This window comes from Nonomuraea mesophila (assembly GCF_004352805.1).
GTDB classification, from domain to species: domain Bacteria; phylum Actinomycetota; class Actinomycetes; order Streptosporangiales; family Streptosporangiaceae; genus Nonomuraea; species Nonomuraea longispora.
The window spans coordinates 18,664-37,044 of the sequence record NZ_SMLD01000021.1 but is presented as its reverse complement, the minus strand read 5'-3'; the positions used below and the strand labels follow the sequence as shown (position 1 = coordinate 37,044).

General features: G+C 70.6%; 16 protein-coding genes. 3 read left to right on the top strand and 13 right to left on the bottom strand.

The genetic code is table 11. The annotated features are described in order from the left end of the window. Positions 1-141: 141 nt before the first annotated feature. From E1295_RS48625 to E1295_RS11080, 7 genes are all read right to left on the bottom strand, one after another. Positions 142-321 carry a hypothetical protein gene (locus E1295_RS48625; RefSeq protein WP_166427174.1) on the bottom strand — a complete coding sequence of 60 codons (180 nt, stop codon included), beginning with the start codon at positions 319-321 and terminating at the stop codon, positions 142-144. Between the two features lie 175 nt (positions 322-496). Further along, complete coding sequence (locus E1295_RS11105; RefSeq protein ID WP_166427173.1) at positions 497-2,761, bottom strand: phosphodiester glycosidase family protein; 2,265 nt, start codon at positions 2,759-2,761, stop codon at positions 497-499. Between the two features lie 29 nt (positions 2,762-2,790). Next, entirely contained in the window at positions 2,791-3,597 is an 807-nt protein-coding gene (locus tag E1295_RS11100) for a phosphatase (RefSeq protein WP_132630163.1), read from the bottom strand. Positions 3,598-3,601: 4 nt separating this feature from the next. Beyond that, the gene (locus E1295_RS11095) at positions 3,602-4,720 is read right to left on the bottom strand and encodes an ABC transporter ATP-binding protein (protein ID WP_132630162.1); all 1,119 of its coding nucleotides are present in this window, start codon (positions 4,718-4,720) and stop codon (positions 3,602-3,604) included. Between the two features lie 20 nt (positions 4,721-4,740). Then, positions 4,741-6,444, bottom strand: a complete 1,704-nt coding sequence (locus E1295_RS11090; RefSeq protein ID WP_132630161.1) for an ABC transporter permease — start codon at positions 6,442-6,444, stop codon at positions 4,741-4,743. Further along, entirely contained in the window at positions 6,444-7,481 is a 1,038-nt protein-coding gene (locus E1295_RS11085) for an extracellular solute-binding protein (protein WP_132630160.1), read from the bottom strand. Before E1295_RS11085 ends, E1295_RS11090 begins: the two co-directional genes overlap by 1 nt. Before the next feature lie 132 nt (positions 7,482-7,613). Then, the gene (locus tag E1295_RS11080; RefSeq protein ID WP_132630159.1) at positions 7,614-8,399 is read right to left on the bottom strand and encodes a GntR family transcriptional regulator; all 786 of its coding nucleotides are present in this window, start codon (positions 8,397-8,399) and stop codon (positions 7,614-7,616) included. 308 nt (positions 8,400-8,707) lie between these two features. Here E1295_RS11080 and E1295_RS11075 point away from each other — a divergent pair, with 308 nt between their 5' ends. Beyond that, positions 8,708-9,880: an SGNH/GDSL hydrolase family protein gene (locus tag E1295_RS11075; protein WP_132630158.1), complete on the top strand. Its 1,173-nt coding sequence runs from the start codon at positions 8,708-8,710 to the stop codon at positions 9,878-9,880. Positions 9,881-9,937: 57 nt separating this feature from the next. On the opposite strand, the gene E1295_RS11070 is transcribed toward E1295_RS11075, so the two are convergent. From E1295_RS11070 to E1295_RS11060, 3 genes are all read right to left on the bottom strand, one after another. Then, entirely contained in the window at positions 9,938-10,522 is a 585-nt protein-coding gene (locus E1295_RS11070) for a dihydrofolate reductase family protein (protein ID WP_132630157.1), read from the bottom strand. Between the two features lie 39 nt (positions 10,523-10,561). Further along, on the bottom strand, positions 10,562-12,145 hold the full coding sequence (locus tag E1295_RS11065; protein ID WP_132630156.1) for an MFS transporter: 1,584 nt from the start codon (positions 12,143-12,145) through the stop codon (positions 10,562-10,564). Between the two features lie 63 nt (positions 12,146-12,208). Beyond that, complete coding sequence (locus tag E1295_RS11060; RefSeq protein WP_132630155.1) at positions 12,209-13,003, bottom strand: alpha/beta hydrolase; 795 nt, start codon at positions 13,001-13,003, stop codon at positions 12,209-12,211. A gap of 101 nt (positions 13,004-13,104) precedes the next feature. Between E1295_RS11060 and E1295_RS11055 the strand changes: the two genes are divergently transcribed. Next, entirely contained in the window at positions 13,105-13,800 is a 696-nt protein-coding gene (locus tag E1295_RS11055) for a TetR/AcrR family transcriptional regulator (protein ID WP_220448650.1), read from the top strand. Between the two features lie 36 nt (positions 13,801-13,836). Here the strand turns inward: E1295_RS11055 and E1295_RS11050 are convergent, their stop codons facing one another. Together E1295_RS11050 and E1295_RS11045 are read right to left on the bottom strand one after the other, a co-directional pair. Further along, positions 13,837-15,003, bottom strand: a complete 1,167-nt coding sequence (locus E1295_RS11050) for an MFS transporter (RefSeq protein WP_246079979.1) — start codon at positions 15,001-15,003, stop codon at positions 13,837-13,839. Positions 15,004-15,273: 270 nt separating this feature from the next. Continuing rightward, positions 15,274-15,915, bottom strand: a complete 642-nt coding sequence (locus E1295_RS11045; RefSeq protein WP_132630153.1) for a TetR/AcrR family transcriptional regulator — start codon at positions 15,913-15,915, stop codon at positions 15,274-15,276. Between the two features lie 116 nt (positions 15,916-16,031). Here E1295_RS11045 and E1295_RS11040 point away from each other — a divergent pair, with 116 nt between their 5' ends. Continuing rightward, on the top strand, positions 16,032-17,240 hold the full coding sequence (locus E1295_RS11040) for a cytochrome P450 (RefSeq protein ID WP_132630152.1): 1,209 nt from the start codon (positions 16,032-16,034) through the stop codon (positions 17,238-17,240). Positions 17,241-17,259: 19 nt separating this feature from the next. Here the strand turns inward: E1295_RS11040 and E1295_RS11035 are convergent, their stop codons facing one another. Continuing rightward, positions 17,260-18,339 (bottom strand): HesA/MoeB/ThiF family protein, encoded by a 1,080-nt coding sequence (locus E1295_RS11035; RefSeq protein ID WP_132630151.1) that lies wholly within the window; start codon positions 18,337-18,339, stop codon positions 17,260-17,262. Positions 18,340-18,381: the final 42 nt, after the last annotated feature.

Genomic DNA, 18,381 nt, shown 5'->3' with positions numbered 1-18,381 from the left:
CCAGTCGGCCGACCCCGGCCGCTACTCTCTCGCCGGGCACGATGCCTGGCTCATTCTCGACTTCGTGTGGGGCCCCGTGGCCGAGGCCGCCTTCGCCGCACTGGGAAGCACCCGCCCAGGCGGCGACGGCGAGGCGACCTCCTACGTGCAGATCGGTTCTCTCGCAGGCACCGAGGCGGCGCTGCCCGCGGCGCTTCTCCGCAGCCGGCGGATCCGGATCAGCGGCAGCGGGATGGGCTCGGTCTCCAAGGCCGAGATGATCGCCGGGTTCCCCGACATGATCACCCGGTTCGCCGACGGCACCTTCGACGCGCCGTACACCGCCTATCCGCTCAGCCGCGTCGGCGAGGCCTGGGCGCACCGAGGGCGCACCCGCGCCGTCGTCGTCCCCGGGGCGAACAGACCTCGGGCTCAATTTCCGGGATTTCCTGAGTTTCGCCGCGCGAGGTATATCGGTGAACCACGGACATGGGCCCCCGGCCCATGTCCGGGAGGGTCAGTTCGCGACCACGGCGGTCAGTTCGTCGAGGACCAGGGTGCCGACGTAGCCGGCGTCCGGGTCGAGTTCGTTGAAGAAGATCCGGCGCAGGCTCACCGGATAGGCCATGGCGTCCGGCACGTCATAGGTGACCTGCTGCCAGCCCGGTTCGGTGAGGAACGCGGGCTCGATCGTGTGCAGGGTCCCGTTGCGGTCGACGACCTCCAGGCGCGTCCGGTGGACGTGTCCTTCCGCCTTCACCCAGAGCTTGAACGCCGTCGGTTCGCCGGCCACCGGAAGGAGGCCGGCGGCCGGCCAGACGCCGACGCCGCGCGTCTCGGTGCTCTGGGTGAAGTCGTAGTCCAGCTTCAGCCCGTTGCCGGCGTGGCCGTCCGGGGTGGACGAGACGGTTCCGGTCGCGCGCAGGCTCCAGAAGTCCCAGTTCGAGGTGTCGTCGAAGGTGTCCACCACGCCCTGGGACGTCCCGATGCCCACGATCAGCTCGCTCGTCACGCCGCCGGCGGACACCGTGACGACGTGCTCACCGTCGCCGGCACGGGCGGTGACGGTGAACGCGCCGGTCTCGTCGGCGGTCACGTCCAGCGCTGCCTCGTCATAGGCGAGGGTGACGTCGGCGGGATCGATGGGGGCCGCGTACCCGGCGGAGTCCGCGCCGTCGACCTCGAAGGTGCCCTTGGCCCCCTTCTCGAGGAGGTTGAGCCGGCCGGAGCCGGTGTCCAGCCGGGCCAGCTCGCCCAGCACCGTCACCTCGATGTCCCCGGTGGCCCTGCCCCGCTTGGCCGTCACGGTGGTGCCGCCCGGCGCCAGCGCGCGGAACACGCCGTCGCGGTCCACCCGGCCGATCCGGTCGTCCGCGACCCGCCACCGTGGCCCGGCCTTGCCGGGCAGAACGGCGGGCCCGTACGTCTCGTCGAACGCGTCCGCCCGCAGCCGGCGGGTCAGCCCGGGGAAGACCCGCTCGGTACGCCATGACGCGGCCGGGTCCGGACCCGGGAACCGGTCGCGTTCCGTCGCCGTGCTCACCCAGAAGCCCGTGGCCCTGCCGCTGCCCTCGGGCAGGAACATGGCCAGCCCGGTCGGCACCGGACGGGTGCCTGCGGCGTCGGACGGCCGGTTGACGAGCTCGGCGTCCTTCCTGCCGGGGTCGCGCGCGACGAGCGTCGTCGAGCCCCCGCCGTCCAGGTTGAGCGCGCTGTGCGCGCCCAGGTCGGCCATCATCCGCGCCAGCTCGTTCAACCCGATGCCACGGGAGAACTCGGGTTGCCGGCCGTCCACCGCGACCAGCCACATCCTGGTCCCGTCCGCGGAGAAGCCGACGGCGGTGCGCGGCTCCGGCGTGTTGTTCTCCGCCGGGAGTTCGAGCGGCTCGCCGTCCGCGACGAGGAGCTGACGCCCGCTCATGGCCGCCTTCACCTTCATGTCGCCCGGAGCGCGTATGCCGTAGTCGACGGAGACCGGGTCGCCGGCCCGCAACGAGGACAGCGCCTCGGCACCGGCCTCCCGGCCCACCAGCACGAACGTGCCCTCGGCGATCGGGCCCTCGCGCGGGACGCCGGCCACCTCGGCCACGACGCCGTCGCGTACGACCACCTCGATGGTCTGCTCGACGCCCTTGACCGGATGGCAGCGGCAGTACGTGCCCCATACCGGGGTGAACATGCCGATCTGGTCCTTGAGCAGTTCCGCCTTGTTCAGCGCGTCCAGGGAGGCCGTGCGGCCGCCGGGCAGCGCGATGGTCCCCTCGAAGACGATCTCGCCGATGGCGCCCACCTGGTCTTCGGAGAACATCACCGCCGTCTGGTCCGTCTGCGTCGCCTTCGTGTTGGGCAGCGGCGACTGCAGGAGCTCGCCGTCCTGGACGGCCACGCCCCACGGCGCGCCGGAGCCGTTGATGTCGAAGTAGTCGGCGTTCACCGCGGCGACGGCGCCCGCGTCCCGCGCCAGGTCGAGCAGCGGACGTCGCGCGGCGACCTGGCCGGGGAAGAGCCGGCCGATCTGCACGCCGGACGTCAGGTCCACGGACATCTGGTACGTCTGCAGCCAGCCCGGCTCTCCGGTGGCACCGTCGGGCCCGTGCAGCTCGACCGTGCTCAGCTCGACCCCGGGAGCGACCGGCCGGGTCTCGCGGTACGTCTCGGTGCGGCCGGTGGTCTGCGGCGAGCCGGGCGTGGCCGCGACGGCGGGCGCCTCGGTGTGCACCGGGCCCGTCAGGACGAGGGCGAGAGCCGCCGATAACAGGGCGGAGGGGACTCTCCATCGCATCAAACCGTGACGAGACATGACCATCCTCCTCAAACAGCAGTGCCGACCGCGCGCCGCAGCATGAACGCGGTCACCGGGGCGAACTCGGCGGGCGTGAAGTTGTCCTCGATCGGCAGCACGGGTTCGTTCCGTCCCCGGGACCGCGCCAGGAACAGGGCGATGTCGTTGGCGTCGGCTATCGACAGGGTGTTCAGGCCGGCGGCGATCGCCGCGCCGGCCATGCCGTGGTCGGCGATGACGAGATCGATCCGTACGCCGTCACCGGTCGCCGCGGCGATCATGGCTTCCATGTAGTCGGGCCGGTGGGTGTGGAGGATCGCCTCGTCGTGGAAGGCGCACGCGACCCCGCCGAAGAACCGGATCCCCGTCTCACCGGCGGAGTGGGCGCCGACGGCGAGGTCGAGACGGTGGTCGTCGAGGACGCGGACGATCCGGTTGCCCGCGTTGCGCAGGGCGCCCGCCAGCTCGGCGTAGTGGTCGAGCAGCCCGGTCGGGTGCCCGGTCGCCAGCAGCACCGCCGCGCCGCCGTCGCGCAGGAAGGGAGCCAGGGCGTCGGCATGGGCCCGGACGCCGGCCAGCGTGTGCTCCGGCGCGATGTACCCCAGGCCGGGATCGCCGTGCGTGATGCGGTCGCCGATGCCGGCCTCGACGGCGGTCACGACCTCGTCGAGGGTCGCCGTACGCCAGTCCTGCAGCCCGAAGGTGTTGTCCGGGTCTCCTTCGAGCATCTTGCGGGCGTACGCCAGCGACTGCCGGCGGGTGGTCCTGATGCCGCCGGTCAGGCTCCGCTCGACGAGCAGCTCGCGCAGTTCCGCCTCTCCGTGTGCGGTGCGCATGCCGTCAGCTCGCCGCGGTCGCGACGGCGCTCTCGGGCCGGGCCCCGGGTGGGCGCCAGGTCCCCTCGGTCCGGGGGAACGCCCGCGCCGCGCCCTTCCCGATGCTCAGCCGCACCTTCGCCCCGGGCGACCGGCCGCTCTGAGCCGAGTGCACGATCACGACCGTGCCTTCGACGTCCACGTAGGTGCGGACGACCGGGCCGAGGAACTGCACGTCGCGGACGACGCCGCGCAGCGCCCCCTCGTCGGAGGAGTCCTCGGCGAGGGACACGTCCTCGGGGCGTACCGACACATCCACGAGCGAGCCGGGAGAGACGGGAGGCGACGCGCTCGCGGGCGTCGCGGGAAGTGCCGCTCCGGCGACGTTGACCTCCCACGACTCGGCTGACTCGCCCGCGAACTCCCCCACCAGCCAGTTCGTGATGCCGACGAAGTCGGCGACGTATCCGTTGGCCGGGGCCAGATAAATTTCGTGACCGCTGCCGAGCTGTTCGAGCGAGCCGTCCCTCATGACGGCGATCCGGTCGCCGAGGGCCAGCGCCTCCTCCTGGTCGTGGGTGACGTAGACGATCGTGGTCCCGGTGTCGCGCTGGATCTCGCGCAGCTGGGTGCGCAACTGGATGCGGGTCTTCGCGTCGAGGTTGGACAGCGGCTCGTCCATGAGCAGCACCGACGGCCGGATCGCCAGCGAGCGGGCGACGGCGACGCGCTGCTGCTGCCCGCCGGACAGCTCGTTCGGCCGCCGGCCGCCCAGGCCCGTGAGGCCGACGAGTTCGAGCGCCTCCTCGGTGCGTCGTGCCCGCTCGTCCCTGGGGAGTTTCTGCGCCTTCAACCCGAACTCGATGTTCTCCGCGACGGTGAGGTGCGGAAAGATCGCGTAGTCCTGGAACACCATGGACGTCGGCCGCGCGTCAGGCCCGAAGCCGGACACGTCCACGCCGTCGATGAGCACGGTCCCGCTGTCGGGCCGGACGAATCCGGCGATCATCCGCAGCGTGGTGCTCTTGCCGCACCCGCTGGAGCCGAGGAGGCAGAGGAACTCGCCGCGGCCGACGACGAGGTCGAGGTCGCGGACGGCCGGCACCCCGTCGAACGACTTGCACAACGCCTTCAGTTCGATCATGGAATCTCCCTCAGCAGGTGTCACAGGTCGTAGAGCCGCAGCCGGGAGCCGAGGGCGAGCTTCGCGACGGCGAGCCCGGCGAAGCTGACCACCATCAGGCCGGCCGCGACGCCGGTCGCGGCGCCCCACTGGCCGAACTCGGCGAGGTTGACGATGGTGGGGGCGCCCAGGCCGATGCCCGGCGACGTCAGGAAGATCACGGCACTCAGCGTGTTGATCGCGTGGAGGAACCCGAACACGAGCGACGTGGTGAACGCGCCCCCCAGCAGGGGGAACATGATCTGAACGATGACCCGGGCCCGCGAGGCGCCGAGGTCGGTGGCGGCCTCGTCGATCGACGGGCTGATCTGGTTGATCGTGGTCACGGCGGTCCGGTAGCCGACCGGGATGGCCCGGACCACCATGACCAGCACCAGGATCAACGCGGTGCCGGTCAGCGCGAGCGGCGCCTCGTTGAACGTCAGCAGCCACGAGATGCCGATCATCGTCCCCGGGATCGCCGACGGCAGCACCGCGAGCCCGTCCATCACCCCGCGGCCGACGACCTTCGTGCGGTGCACGACGTACGCGGCGACCAGGGTGCTGATCGTCGTGATGACCGCCGCCGTGGCGGAGAACAGCGCCGAGTTGCGGATGTCGTCCCCGCGGAGGAGCGCCGTACGCCAGTGGTCCAGCGTGAGGCTCCAGTCCGCGCCCCACGCCCGGGTGAACGAGCCGGCCAGGATGCTCCCGTAGATGAGGATCATCAGCACGCTGACCATGCCCAGGACGGTGAGAAGCCCTCGCCGCACCATCGGGGGCAGCGGCGCCGGAGGCAGGCTCCCGGTCTTCCCCGACACGGTGACCGTGGAGCGCCGCGCCAGGACCCGGCGCTGGATCAGGAAGAGGATCAGCGTCGGTACGAACAGCAGCACGCACAGCAGCGCCGCCATGCCGAAGTCCTGGCGGCCCACGGCCTGCACGTACGCCTCGACCGAGAGCACCTGGTACCCGGCGCCGATGAGGACGGGGTTGCCGAAGTCGGTGATGACGAACATGCCGACGAGCAGCAGCGCGTTCAGGACGGTGGGGAACGCCAGGGGCAGCGTGACCCGGCGGAAGGTCTGGAACCACGTCCATCCGAGGTCCCGGCCGGCCCACTCCAGGGTGGAGCCGATGTTCTTCAGCGTGGGCAGCAGGGTCAGCGTGGCCATGGGGAAGAAGGCGAGCGTCTGGACGAGCCAGAGACCGCCGAGGCCCAGCAGGCTGACGTCCAGTCCCAGCAGCTCGTGCGTGATCAGGCCCCGCCGCCCGAACAGCAGCAGCACCGCGAGACCGACGACGAACGGCGGCGAGATCAGCGGGAGGAGCGCCATCACCCTCAGCACGGCCCGGCCCCTGAGATCGGGCCGGCTGAGGGCGTAGGCGAACAGGAAGCCGACCACGGTGGCGCTCAGCGTCGAGGCCGCGCCGATGACGAGGGTGTTCTTCGCCGCCGTCGCCACGCGCGGCTCGGCCAGCCTGCTCCACGCCTCGCCGTCGGGCTCGAACAGCATGGCCACCGTCGGCACCAGCACCAGGAGGACGAGCAGGCCGCCGACGTAGACCGCGAGAGTGCCGACCGTGATCCGGTCGGCCAGGAGGCGCCTGCGGCTGCGCCGCTGCCAGTCCGGCCGGGTCCCGGGGGCCGGCTCCTGCCCGGTCCGCCGTTCCCGGACGGCGCGCTGGGTCGAGGGCACGGCCATCAGACCCCGTACCGCTTGGCGAACTCCTTCGACACCGCGTCGCGCATCTCGCCGGCGCGCACCGGGTCGTAGTCCACGAGGTCGAGCTCGGCCAGGCCCTGCGCACCGTCGGGGAGGTCGACGTCGTTCCGCACGGGATAGGAGTGGACCAGGTCGACGATCATCTGGGACGCCTTCCTGCCCTGGAGCCACTGGACGAACTTCTCGGCTCCCTGGGGATTCGGCGACCCCTCGACGAGCGCGTTGCCGGAGATGACGACGCCGGTGGGCTTGGGGTAGACGAGTTCGATGGGGAACCCGGCCCCGCGCACGTTGAGCAGGTCGTGGGCGAAGGACACGCCGGCCGCGTACTCGCCGGTGGCGACCAGTTGGGACGGTGCTCCCCCGCTGTCGGTGTACTGGCCGACCAGCTGGTGGAAGGAGTCGAGGAACTTCCACGCGGCCGCGTCGTCCCCGTGGCGGAAGAACTGCGTCGCCACGAACGTGTATCCGGTCCCCGACAGCGTCGGGTTCGGCATGACGAGCTGGCCCTTCAGGTCCGGGCGGAGCAGTTCGTCCCACGTCGTCGGGAGCGGGGCCCCGCCGGTCTCCTCCTTCCACCGGTCGGCGTTGACGCCGACGGTCATCAGGATCAGTTCGTTGGCGTGCCAGTAGCCGTCCGGATCGACGAACCGCTGGTCGACGCCCGCGACGGTGGGCTTGTAGGACCGGATCAGCTTCTGTTTCGCCAGCGGGCCGGCATCCCCGCTGGCCAGGCCGATCACGTCGGCCGCCGGACGGCCGGCCTCGGCCTTCAGCCTCGCCAGCAGTTCGCCGGCGCTCTGCCGCAGCACCTCGACCTCGGTCCCCGATTCGGCCTCGTACGCCTCGGCCAGCCGTCGGGCGGGCTCCTCGGGCATCGGCGTGTACCACGTCACCGGGCCGCCGGACGCGGACGCGGTGTCATCGTCGCCGCCGGATCCGCAGGCCACCGGCCCGAGCATGAGGAGTGCGAGGGAGAGCGCGCCTGCGGCGGCGCGTAACAGGAGTGTGCGCATGAGTGACCGCCTTCGGGATCGGTACGCCCGCAAGAGAGGAGCGCAAGGTCACGATGCACGAAATGGTTATATCTGAGGTGCTTGCTGTCAATACCTCTTGTACACCAATTGCCCGGCGCCGGAGGGCGGTCGTCAGCCCAGGGACGTCGCGGGGTGCGTCACCCCACGGGGGTGCCCCAGGTCCTCCTCCGGGGAGGCCGTCAGGTCCAGCTCCGATGTGATCATGTACCGGTCGCCCCTGAACAACGTCCGGGTGAACTCGATGGGAACGCCGTCCGACGTGCGGGTCGCGGTCCTGAACAGGAACGCGGGAGAGTAGGGCGGCGCGTCGAGCACCGTGGACTCCTCCGGGCTGAGCACCGTCGGCTCGATCGTCTGGGTCCCCGAGGCCACCTTGAGCCCGTACCGGTCGGACAGCAGCCGGTAGAGGGATTTCTCCTCCAGCTCTTCGGCGGGCAGGCCGGGGACCAGGGCGTCCGGCAACGTCGTGGTGGCGATCGCGATCGGATCGCCGTCGGCCAGCCGCAGCCGTCGTACGGTCACGATCGCGTCGGAGGGCGCGATCTGGAGCCGCCAGCTCAGGCGGACGCCCGCATCCGAGCGCTCCACCCCGACGACGCGGGTCGACGGCGTGATCCCTCGGCTGCGCAGGCCCATCGAGAACGACGACGCCGCCGGCGACTGCATGATGGTGGGCCGCGCCACGTAGGTCCCGCTGCCCTGCCTGCGGATGAGATGACCGTCCCTGACCAGGTCGTCGACGGCGCGGCGCACCGTGAGCCTGGAGACCCCGCAGTCCTCTTCCAGCACCCGCTCCGGCGGGATCGGATCGCCCACGTTGAGGTCCTCGAGCAGGCTCATGATCCGCTCCCGGACCATGTTGTGCTTGCGCCCGCGAGGAGCGTCTGCGTCGCCCACGTCCACCTCCTCCAGCCCTTCACGGCGGCACCCGCGCTTCTCTCCCGCATTTTACGCCATGGCCACGAATTGGTATTGACGACTTGTATACCGGCTCATACAGTCACCGAGTAGTCAACTGACCTCCCGGTGAACCATGGCGGAGCGCCGACGCGCCGCCACTTCCTCCGTCCCACGGCTGGCCGCGACCGTCAGGCCGGGTCCGATCATCGTCGCATCAGGGCCGACGCATGACCACCCTGCCTCGATCCGCGCCTTCTTCCGTTCGGCCTGAGCCCTGAGAACCATCGAACGACAAGGGAGCACCAGTGGGAAACCCGATGGTCAACCGCCGCCACCTGTTCGGACTCGCCGGCGCCGGCGGAGCCGCCCTGGCGATGCCCGGCCTGTTACCCGCGCCGGCCCACGCCACCCCGCGACCGGGGGCGACGTGGCCCACGGAGTTCGTCGAGGTGACGCCTGCCGTCGAGGGCGACATCGCCTGGTACGACGTGACCCACTGGGGTGTCGAGGGCAAGGGCTGGTCCGACACGGCGGCCCCCTACGACCGGCTGCCCGCCAGGGCCGAAGCGGTCGTGACCCCCGAGGTCTGGGTGCGGAGCCGGAACTCCTCCGGGCTCCTGACCCGGTTCGTGACCGACTCGACGACCTTCCGCGCCCGCTACCGGCTCAACCTGGCCACCACCGCGATGTACCACATGCCGGCCATCGGCCACAGCGGCGTGGACCTGTACGCGCGTACCGAAGCCGGGCAGGACGCCTGGCTGGCCAACACGCACCCGGCGGCGCAGGACATCGACCAGCAGATGGGCCTCGCGGTCGACCCCGGAGAGCGTCTCTACACCGCCTACCTCCCGCTGTACAACAGCCCGCAGCGGCTGGAGATCGGCGTCGAGGCCGGCTCCTCGTTCACCGGGGTCGCCCCGCGCACCGCCGCACCCGCCGTCTTCTACGGCAGCTCGATCATGCAGGGCGGCGTGGCGTCCCGGCCCGGCATGTCCATCACGGCGCTCCTGGGCCGCCGCTTCGACATGCCCGTCGTCAACCTCGGATTCTCCGGCAACGCGCGGATGGAGCCCGAGATCGCCGAGCTGATGGCCGAGCTCGAGGCGTCGGTCTACGTGGTCGACAGCTCCCCCAACATGAATCCGCAGCAGATCTCCGAACGCGCCGAACCCTTCGTACGCATCCTGCGCGAGGCGCGCCCGGACACCCCCATCCTGCTCGTCGAGGACCGCCGGTACGGCGACGGCCAGTTCGTCCAGTTCCGCCGGGATCGCAACGCCCAGAACGCGGCCGCCCTCCACACGGCGTACCGGAACCTGCGCACCTCCGGCGTCCAGCACCTCCGCTACCTCGATGCCGACCAGCTCCCGCAGGCGGAGGAACTGGTCGACGGATCGCACCCGAGCGACCTGGGCATGGTCACGTACGCCAACGCGTACGAGAAGGTCCTGCGCCCGATCCTGAACGGCAAGTGAGACGGACCGACCGGCCCTGAGACTCTGACCCGCGCCGGCAGGACTCCGCGGCGCAGGTCAGGAGGCCGTGCCGGTTGCCGTGCCGGTCGCCGTGCCGGGTGAAGGGTCAGCGCGCTTGCGGTACACCAGGATGACCGCCCCGCTGCTGGTGTTCTTGGCCTCGGCGAGGTCCAGCCGCATGGCGGGCAGGCCGTCGAAGAGCCGCCGGCCCTCGCCGACGACCACGGGGTGCACCAGCAGCCGGAGCTCGTCGAGGAGGTTCTGCCGCAGCAATGAGCGGATGAGGCTCACGCTTCCGCCCACGCCGATGTCCTGGCCCGGCTGCCGCTTGAGCTCGTCGATGGCGGCGGGAAGGTCACCCTTGAGCAGGACACTGTTGTTCCACTCGACCTTGTTGAGGGTGCTGGAGACCACGTACTTGCGGATGCCGTTGAAGATGCTCGCGAACGGCTCGTCGGTGGAGGCGGGCCAGTAGGAGGCCCAGTCGAGATAGGTGACGCGACCCAGCAGGACGGCGTCCTGGGCGTTGAGCTGGGCTTCCATCTCAGCGGCCATCTCTTCGTCGAAGTCGTGCTGCCACTGGTCCGGCGCTTCCACGACTCCGTCCAGGGAGATGAACAGGCCGGCGAAGACCTTGCGCATGATGGTCGTTCCTTTCGGTTGCTGCGGTGGTCGGAGCGGTCAGGCGGAGATGTTCGCGGGTGATTCATCGATGGTCATCGCGCCGGTGGGGCCGGTGGGGCGGGTCCCGCGCAGGACCACCGCGGTGAGGATGGCGAGCGAGACGAAGGCGACGATGCTCACGGCCGCCACCGAGGTGAGGCCGGAGGTGAACGCGACCCGGGCATTGTCCAGCAGTTCGGTGCCGGTCCCTGTGGGTAGCCGCGGCGCGGTGATCACCGCGCCGACGATCCCCTCCTGCGCGCTCTCGCCGAGTTGTGCCGGCATCGCCGTCGGTAGCGTGAGCCGGTCGCGGTAGACGGCGGTGCCCACGCTGCCGAGGACGGCCACGCCCAGCGCGACGCCGAGTTCGCCGCTGGTTTCCGACAGCGCCGAGGCCGAGCCGGCGCGTTCGGGGGGCGCGGCGCCGATGATGAGCTCCTGCACCAGCGGCAGCCCGACGCCGACACCGACCATGATGATGACGAACGAGGGGATCAGAACCGCCATGCCGTCTTCGGGGGGTGTCCGGGTCAGCACCGCGAAGCCTGCCGCCGACAGGACCATCCCGGCAGTGATGACGCCGCCCGGACGGAACCGGCGGCTGAGACGCGGTGCCAGGTTGCCGGCGACGAGCATCCCCAGCACCGCGGGGAGTTGCCACAGGCCGGCCTGCAGCGGCGGTAACGCGGCGACCGTCTGGAGATAGAGGTTGATCAGCAGCCAGACACCGCCCATGACGGCGCCGCTCAGCAACGAGAGAGTCAGAGCGGCGCTCACCTGCCGGTTGGCGAACAGGCGCAGGTCCAGCAGCGGTGCCGTCAGGATGCGCTGGCGGTGGACGAACACCGCCCCCAGCGCCAGGCCGGCCACCATGGCCAGCGCGGCTCCAGGTCGCAGCCCGTTGGCGGCCAGGTCCTTCAGCCCGTAGACGACCGGCAGGATCGCCGAGAGCGAGAGCGCCACGCTCAACGGGTCCAGCCGTCCGGCCTGGGCCGGGTCACGGTATTCGGGCAGCAGCACAGGGCCGGTCACCACCAGGAGCACCATCACGGGGACACCCAGCAGGAAGGCCGAGCCCCACCAGAAGTTCTCCAGCAGAGCGCCGCCGACCACGGGGCCGATCGCGACGCCGCCCATGAAACAGCTGACCCAGACCGCCAGCGCGGTCGTCCGCTGCCCGGGATCGCGGAACATGTTGCTGATCAGCGCCAGGGTGGACGGCATCAGCGTGGCGCCGGCGATCCCCAGCACGGCACGGGCGACGATCAGCATCTCCGGGCTGCCGGAGCTGGCGGCCAGGACGGAGGCGACCCCGAACACGACGGCGCCGGCCAGCAGCAGCCGGCGCCGGCCGACCCGGTCGCCGAGTGTGCCCATGGTGACCAGGAAGCCGGCGAGCAGGAAGCCGTAGATGTCCATGATCCACAACTGCTGGGTGCCGCTGGCGCCGAGATCCGCCGCCAGTTGCGGCAGCGCCAGGTACAACACGCTGGTGTCCAAGGCCAGCAGCAAGGTCGGCAGAGCCAGCACCACGAGCCCTGTCCACTCCCGCCGCGTCGCCCTGAGCGGTGCTGAGGACGAGGTCACTTTTCCTCCGGTCATAGGAGTGAGCACCTCCACCTGCCGCCGGGTGGTGTACCGACCACCCGCCGGGCCGATGGGCGGCTAGCTCAGGATGTCGTGAAGGGTCTGGGCGAACTCCTTCGGCTCGCTGTCGAAGCCGCCGTGGTCCCCGGGGAAGTCGACCAGCGGCGTGCCCAGCCGTTCCGCGAGCGCGGCGGCGGCACGTTGGGGGAAGGTGCCGGCAGAGGCGCTGCCGCCGCCGACCACGATCCGGGTGGGTGCCGCGCGCAGGGCGGCGATGTCGGGTTCGTACAGCGTGATCGGCAGGAGAGCATGACCGAACAGGCGCTCGCCCGCAGCCACGTCTTCCTCGGACGGCTCCTGCGGCTCGCCCTCCGGCATGGGAGGAGGATCGAAGCCGCCGAAGGCGAAGAACTTGCCCCATGCCGCCCCCTGGCCCTCGGTCAGGTAGGTGTCATGGATGTCATGGAGCGCGGCACGTGCCTGCTCCCTGTCCGGCACCAGCTCGGCCAGGGGAGGGTCGTGGGCGACGAGAGTGCGGAGCCGGTCCGGATACCTGGCGGCCAGCGCGAGACCGATGACCGCACCGCCGCTGTTGCCGAACAGATGGGCGGGCTCTGACCCCACGAGGTCGAGCACCGTCTTGACGTCGTCGGCGAGCACCTCGGGAATCGCATCCTGGTTGCGGTCGGCGATCGTGCTGCGGCCGAACCCCCTCGGATCGATCGTGACGACGGTGTAGTGCCCGATCAGCACCGAGACGAGCGCCTCGAAGCCGCTGCCGTCCATGGGATGACCGATGACCCCGAGCACGGGCCCGCTGCCTTGAACGTCGTAGTGGATCCGGGCGCCCGGCACGTCCACGGTGTGCGACATGGCTACTCCTCTTCGAAACGCTGGAACTAGACGGTACAGTACCGACACGAGTACGGAACTGTCTAGTACTATTCGTGGAGTCCGGTGACAAGGTAGGTGGCGTGAACCCGCAGCAGCGAGCAGAGCAGGACATGGGCCGGCCGGCGGCCGCACAGCCGGAGGACGACATGGAGATCGGCCGCACCGCGCGAAAACGACGCGCGATCCTGCGGGCCGCCACGGAAGTGTTCCTCCAGAACGGCTATCTCGGAGCGAGCATGGACCAGGTGGCCGCCCGGGCCGCGGTGTCCAAGCAGACCGTCTACAAGCAGTTCGAGGACAAGGAACGCCTGTTCGCCGAGATCATCCTGGGCACCAACGATCAACTGGTCGGCGGATTCGTGCAGGCCGCCGACCAGCTCGACGGGGCCACCGACGCGCGGCAGGCCCTCCGGGAGGTCGCACGCGGTTTCATCGAGATCCTCACCCAGCCGGACGTCATCCGGTTGCGCCGCCTGGTCATGGCCGAGGCCGACCGGTTCCCCGACCTGTCCGGAGCCTGGTTCGAGCGCGGCTTCCACCGATCGCTGGTGGTCCTGGGAGAGGCGATGCAGGGGCTGGCCGACCGCGGCGTCCTGCGGGATCTCCCCGATCCGACCCTGGCCGCCTACCAGTTCGCCGGGCTCATCATGTACAAGCCGATGAACCAGGTGATGTTCGCCGGCACCCTGGCCAAGCCACCCGTCGACGAACTCGAACGCATCGCGGACGAGGCGGTGAAGGTGTTCCTCGCGGCCTACGACGGTGATCACACCTGACCCGGGCGGCCGGGCGGATGGCGATCAGCGCCGGGCTCAGCGGTGCGGCCCCATGCTCAGCAGGCCCATGCACACCGAACCCAGCAGCGCCGTGACCATGAAGGCGCCGAGCACCATCGTCGGCCCCAGCCCTGCCTCCAGGATCCACCCTCCCAGCGAAGGAGAGATGATGGCGCCGACGCGGCCGACCCCGTGGGTCCAGCCGATGGCCGTGGCGCGCAGAGCGACCGGATAGGCGTCGGCGACCGAGGCGGTGATCAGGTTGAGCGCGCTGTGCGCACCGGCGCCGATGAGCGCGATCAGGCTCAGGAACACTACGGTGCTGCCCGGGTGCAGCACGCAACCCAGGATGCCCAAGCCCGTCAGCAGGGCGCTCAGCCCAGCGACCCGCCTGGTGCTCCAGCGCAGGGTCAGCGCGGCAAGCGCGAACGATCCGGTCAGCGCGCCGAGGTTGAGCACCGTGGAGAACTGCAGCGCCGATGAGAGCGGGTAGCTCAGGTCGCGCATGAGCTGCGTCAGCCAGGTGTTCAGCCCGTACCAGGTGAGCAACATCATGAGGTTGGCCAGGGGGAACACCATCGTGCTGAGCCGTAGCCCCGGCGCGAACAGCATGGAGGCACTGATCGGCTCGGGCGCCCGGCCGCGGTAGTCCGCGGAGTCGGGTAACCACAGGAAGGCCACGACCAGGATGGCGACCGAAGCCACACCGCCGATGAGGAACATCACGCGCCAGCCGCCGACGGGGAGCACGACCAGCCCGGTCAAGGAGGCGAGCATGCCACCCGCGGGCAGGCCCGCCATGAGGACGGTGAAGACGGCTCCGGTGCGGTCGGCCGGAGCCAGCTCCCTGGCCAGGGCCAGAACGACGGGCAAGACCGCGCCCATGCCGATCCCGGCCAGCAGCCGGAAGGCGCCCAGCTGCCATGGCGCTGCGGCCACGGCACTCGCGATCGTCCAGAGCGTGAACCAGGCGACCGACCCGAGGACGAACGGCCGCCGGCCGGACAGGTCGCTGCGCCTGCCGACGGCCAAGGCACCGACCAGCATGCCCACGTAAGCGGCGCTGCCCAGCGTGCCGGCGCTCGCCCGGGTGAGCTCCCATCCCGGTTCCTGCAGCAGGGACGGCAGCAGCGCGCCGTACACGATGAGGTCGTAGCCCTCGGCGACCACGACGAGCGCGCAGATCGCGACGGCAGACCACATGCGCACGCCTCTCCTTCCGCACGACGGAGCCCCTGGATCACCTCGGCGACCGCACCGGGTACCGGCGCCACGGGGACACGCGGGCGGGCCGAGCCGACGCGGCCGGGCCGGGAGAGCTCCGTACCGTGGCGGGCGCCCGATCCCGACGGCGTCATCCTCGCCGCTCCACGCGGCCCGGGCGTCGGTCGAGGGGAGGCCGTCCGGATACGCCCAGGGGCGTACGGCGATCCCGCGTGACCAGCCCGGCGAGGAAGGTGGTGAGGATCCGCGTCAGAGCATGCGGGATGTGTACGCGCGGAGCGTGTCGGCCAGGCGTTTGCGGTGCCGGGTGACCTCGTCGGCGGTGACCCCGTTGGCGGTGGCCCAGGCGAAGTCGTCCGTGACCAGGCGCAGTGCGGCGTTCATGGTCGCGGCGGCGAGCCGGACCTCCGGCGTGTCCGGCGGCAGTCCGAGACGGCCGGACAGGACGTCGGCCAGGGTGGGTTCCGCGCGTTCCTGGAGGACGAGCCATGCGGCGCGCAGGGCGGGCTCGCTGCGGCTCATGCGAACCACCGCGAGCAGGGCGTCGATGTCGGCGCGGGAGTCCTCCGGCACGAAGGTGTAGTTGGCGCGCAGATGGTCGGGGAGATCGCGGCCGGCCGGCCAGGTCCGTAACACCTCACAGAAGGCGTCGAGCGACTTGGTCAGCAGGGGCTGGACACAGCTTTCCTTGGTGCGGAACAACCGCCACAGGGTGCGCTCTGACACGCCGGCCGCCTTGGCGATCTGAGCTCCGGACGTGCCGGCGACCCCTTGTTCCCGGAAGAGCCGGACCGCCGCCCGGGAGATCTTCAGGCCCTGTTGGCGCCGGGCCTCGTCGCTGAGTGGTGGACGCCCTCCGAGGTTGGCCGTGCCGCCGCGCTGAGAAGCCACTGGTACCGCCCCTCGATGCCTGATGAATGTCCTGGAGACTACCCCATCGAATTATTGGCAGTAAGTGCCACAAAGGGTAGGGTCCGTAACGGCGTCCGTCGGCTTAGGAGACAACCATGACCGTGACCTCTGAACGACCGCACCTGCCGTTCCCCCGCCCCAACGTCCTTGAGCTTTCCCCGCTGTACGAGGTGCTACGCCGCGAGGCCCCCATCACCCCGGTCACCACCCCGGTCGGCGATCCCGCCTGGCTGGTGACGCGGTACAGCGAGGTCCGGCAGTTGCTGAGCGACAAGCGCCTGGGCCGGTCGCACCCCGAGCCGGACAAGGCCGCGCGCATCAGCGCCGCGGCGATACAGGACGGGCCGACAGGCTCCTACGAGACAGAGGAAGCCGATCACACGCGCATGCGGCGGTTGCTGACGCCGGCGTTCTCGGCCAAGCGGATGCGGATGCTCTCCGGACACGTCCAGCACCTGGTCGACGGCTATGTCGACGACCTCGTCCTGGCGCGCGACGCGGCGTCGGACGGGGTGGTCGACCTGCACGCCGGTGTGGCGCTGCCGTTGCCGGTGGCGGTGATCTGCCGGCTGCTCGGCGTGCCCGAGGAGGACAGTGAACGGTTCCGCTCGTTGTCCGAGCGGATGGCGGGGCTGACGGATCATCAGGATGCGCAGGCGGCGCGCGGGGAGTTCGCCGCCTACATGACCGGCCTGGCGGAGGCCAAGCGGGCGCGGCCGGGCGAAGACGTGATCTCCGACCTCGTCGCGGCGCAGAGCGAGGATGCGGGGTTCACCTACGAGCAGATGGTCAGGCTGTGTGTCGGGCTGCTGTTCGCCGGCCACGAGACCACGGTCAACCGCATCGGTCTCGGGACGTTGTTCCTGCTGACCCGGCCCGAGGCGTGGAGGAGTCTGGTCGACGATCCCGCCGCGCGCACCGACGCCTGCGTCGAAGAGATCATGCGGCTGGGAGCTCCCGGGGATCTCGGGCTGCTCCGCTACGCTCACACCGACGTGGAGGCCGCGGGGGTCACCATCCGCCGCGGCGACGCGGTCATCCTGTCGATCAACTCCGCGAACCGCGATCCCGAGGTCTTCGCCGAGGCCGAACGGTTCGCCCCTGGCCGCGAGCAGGGACACCTCGGATTCGGGCACGGCTCACACTTCTGCATCGGGGCCAGCCTGGCACGCATCGAGCTGCGGATCGTGTTCGCGACCCTGGCCCGGCGGCTCCCGGACCTGCGCCTGGCCGTGGAACTCGACGACCTCGAAGTGCGCCCGACGCTGACGGGAGGCGTGACCTTTTTGCCCGTGACCTGGTGACATCTGCGCCGGGTTCCAGTTACTTCCCTCCGCATACCGTGCAGTCGGGATCGCGTGGCCACTCGGTCAGCGTCGTCGCGCAACCCGCGGCGAAGTCGATCGTCAGTGGCCGCCCGGCATAAGCCGGGGGCTCGAACGCGGTCAGATGCCGTGCGATCTCGAAGGCCCCGAACGAGCCGAGGAGCCCGGCGACCGGGCCGATGCCCCGGTGGGTTCCCGGTCGGACGTCCCGCAGCCGCGCTGCCGCGGGCTCGTCCGGGCCGGTGTGATGGCCGGGATCGGACGGGTCATGCGGGATGCAGGCGCGGCAGGCGCTGATTCCTGGCGCGACCGACCAGACGATCCCCTGCGTCACGCCCATCCCACCGCGGACGTACGGCACGTTGTGCCGCACGCACGCCTCGTTGACCCAGAGGTCGGCCTCGCGAGGCTGGTCGATGCCGGAGGCCACCAGGTCGGGGCGGGTATCGGCGAGGATCTCCGCCAGTTGCCCGGCGCCTTCGACACCGGAGTCGATCGTGGCGACGTCCATGTCCGGGTCGAAGGCGCGCGCCCAGTCCGCGGCGCGCTCCACCTTCCTGGCGCCGATGTCGGACCACCGGTAAAGATACTGTCCGGAGAAGTGGCGTGCTTCGACGGTGTCACGGTCGAGGAGCGTCAGCTTCCGAACGCCGAGCCCGCACAGGTGGGGAATCGTGTGGGCGTTGGGCCCGCCGGTTCCCAGCACCAGCACATGGGCCTCGCTCAACTGCTGCTGAAGGTCCTCACGGCTGCGTTCCAGCGTGCCGAACGACTCGAAGAAGGCCAGGTTGCCGGAGTGGCGCTCAGCCGCCGTCCCGCTCATGCCACCGAGATGGTCGCCGTTCTCCAGGAGGCGCCGCTCGTCGAGCGCTTTGAGCGTGTCGGTCGTGTCCACGATCGGCAGGCCCAGTTCGTCGGACAACTCGGTGATGGTCCGGCCGCCTTCTCTGAGCAGAAGCAGCAGTTTCTCCACCACGCCATCCGGATCGGCGAGCACCAGGAGGTCGCGGGGATCGTGGACAAGGGTCAGCTTGTCCACGGAGCGCTCCCACGCGAGCTCCTTGAGCCGTGGCCTCATCCGATCCCCCGTTTCGCGCAGCGCCGCAAAGGCACCAATATG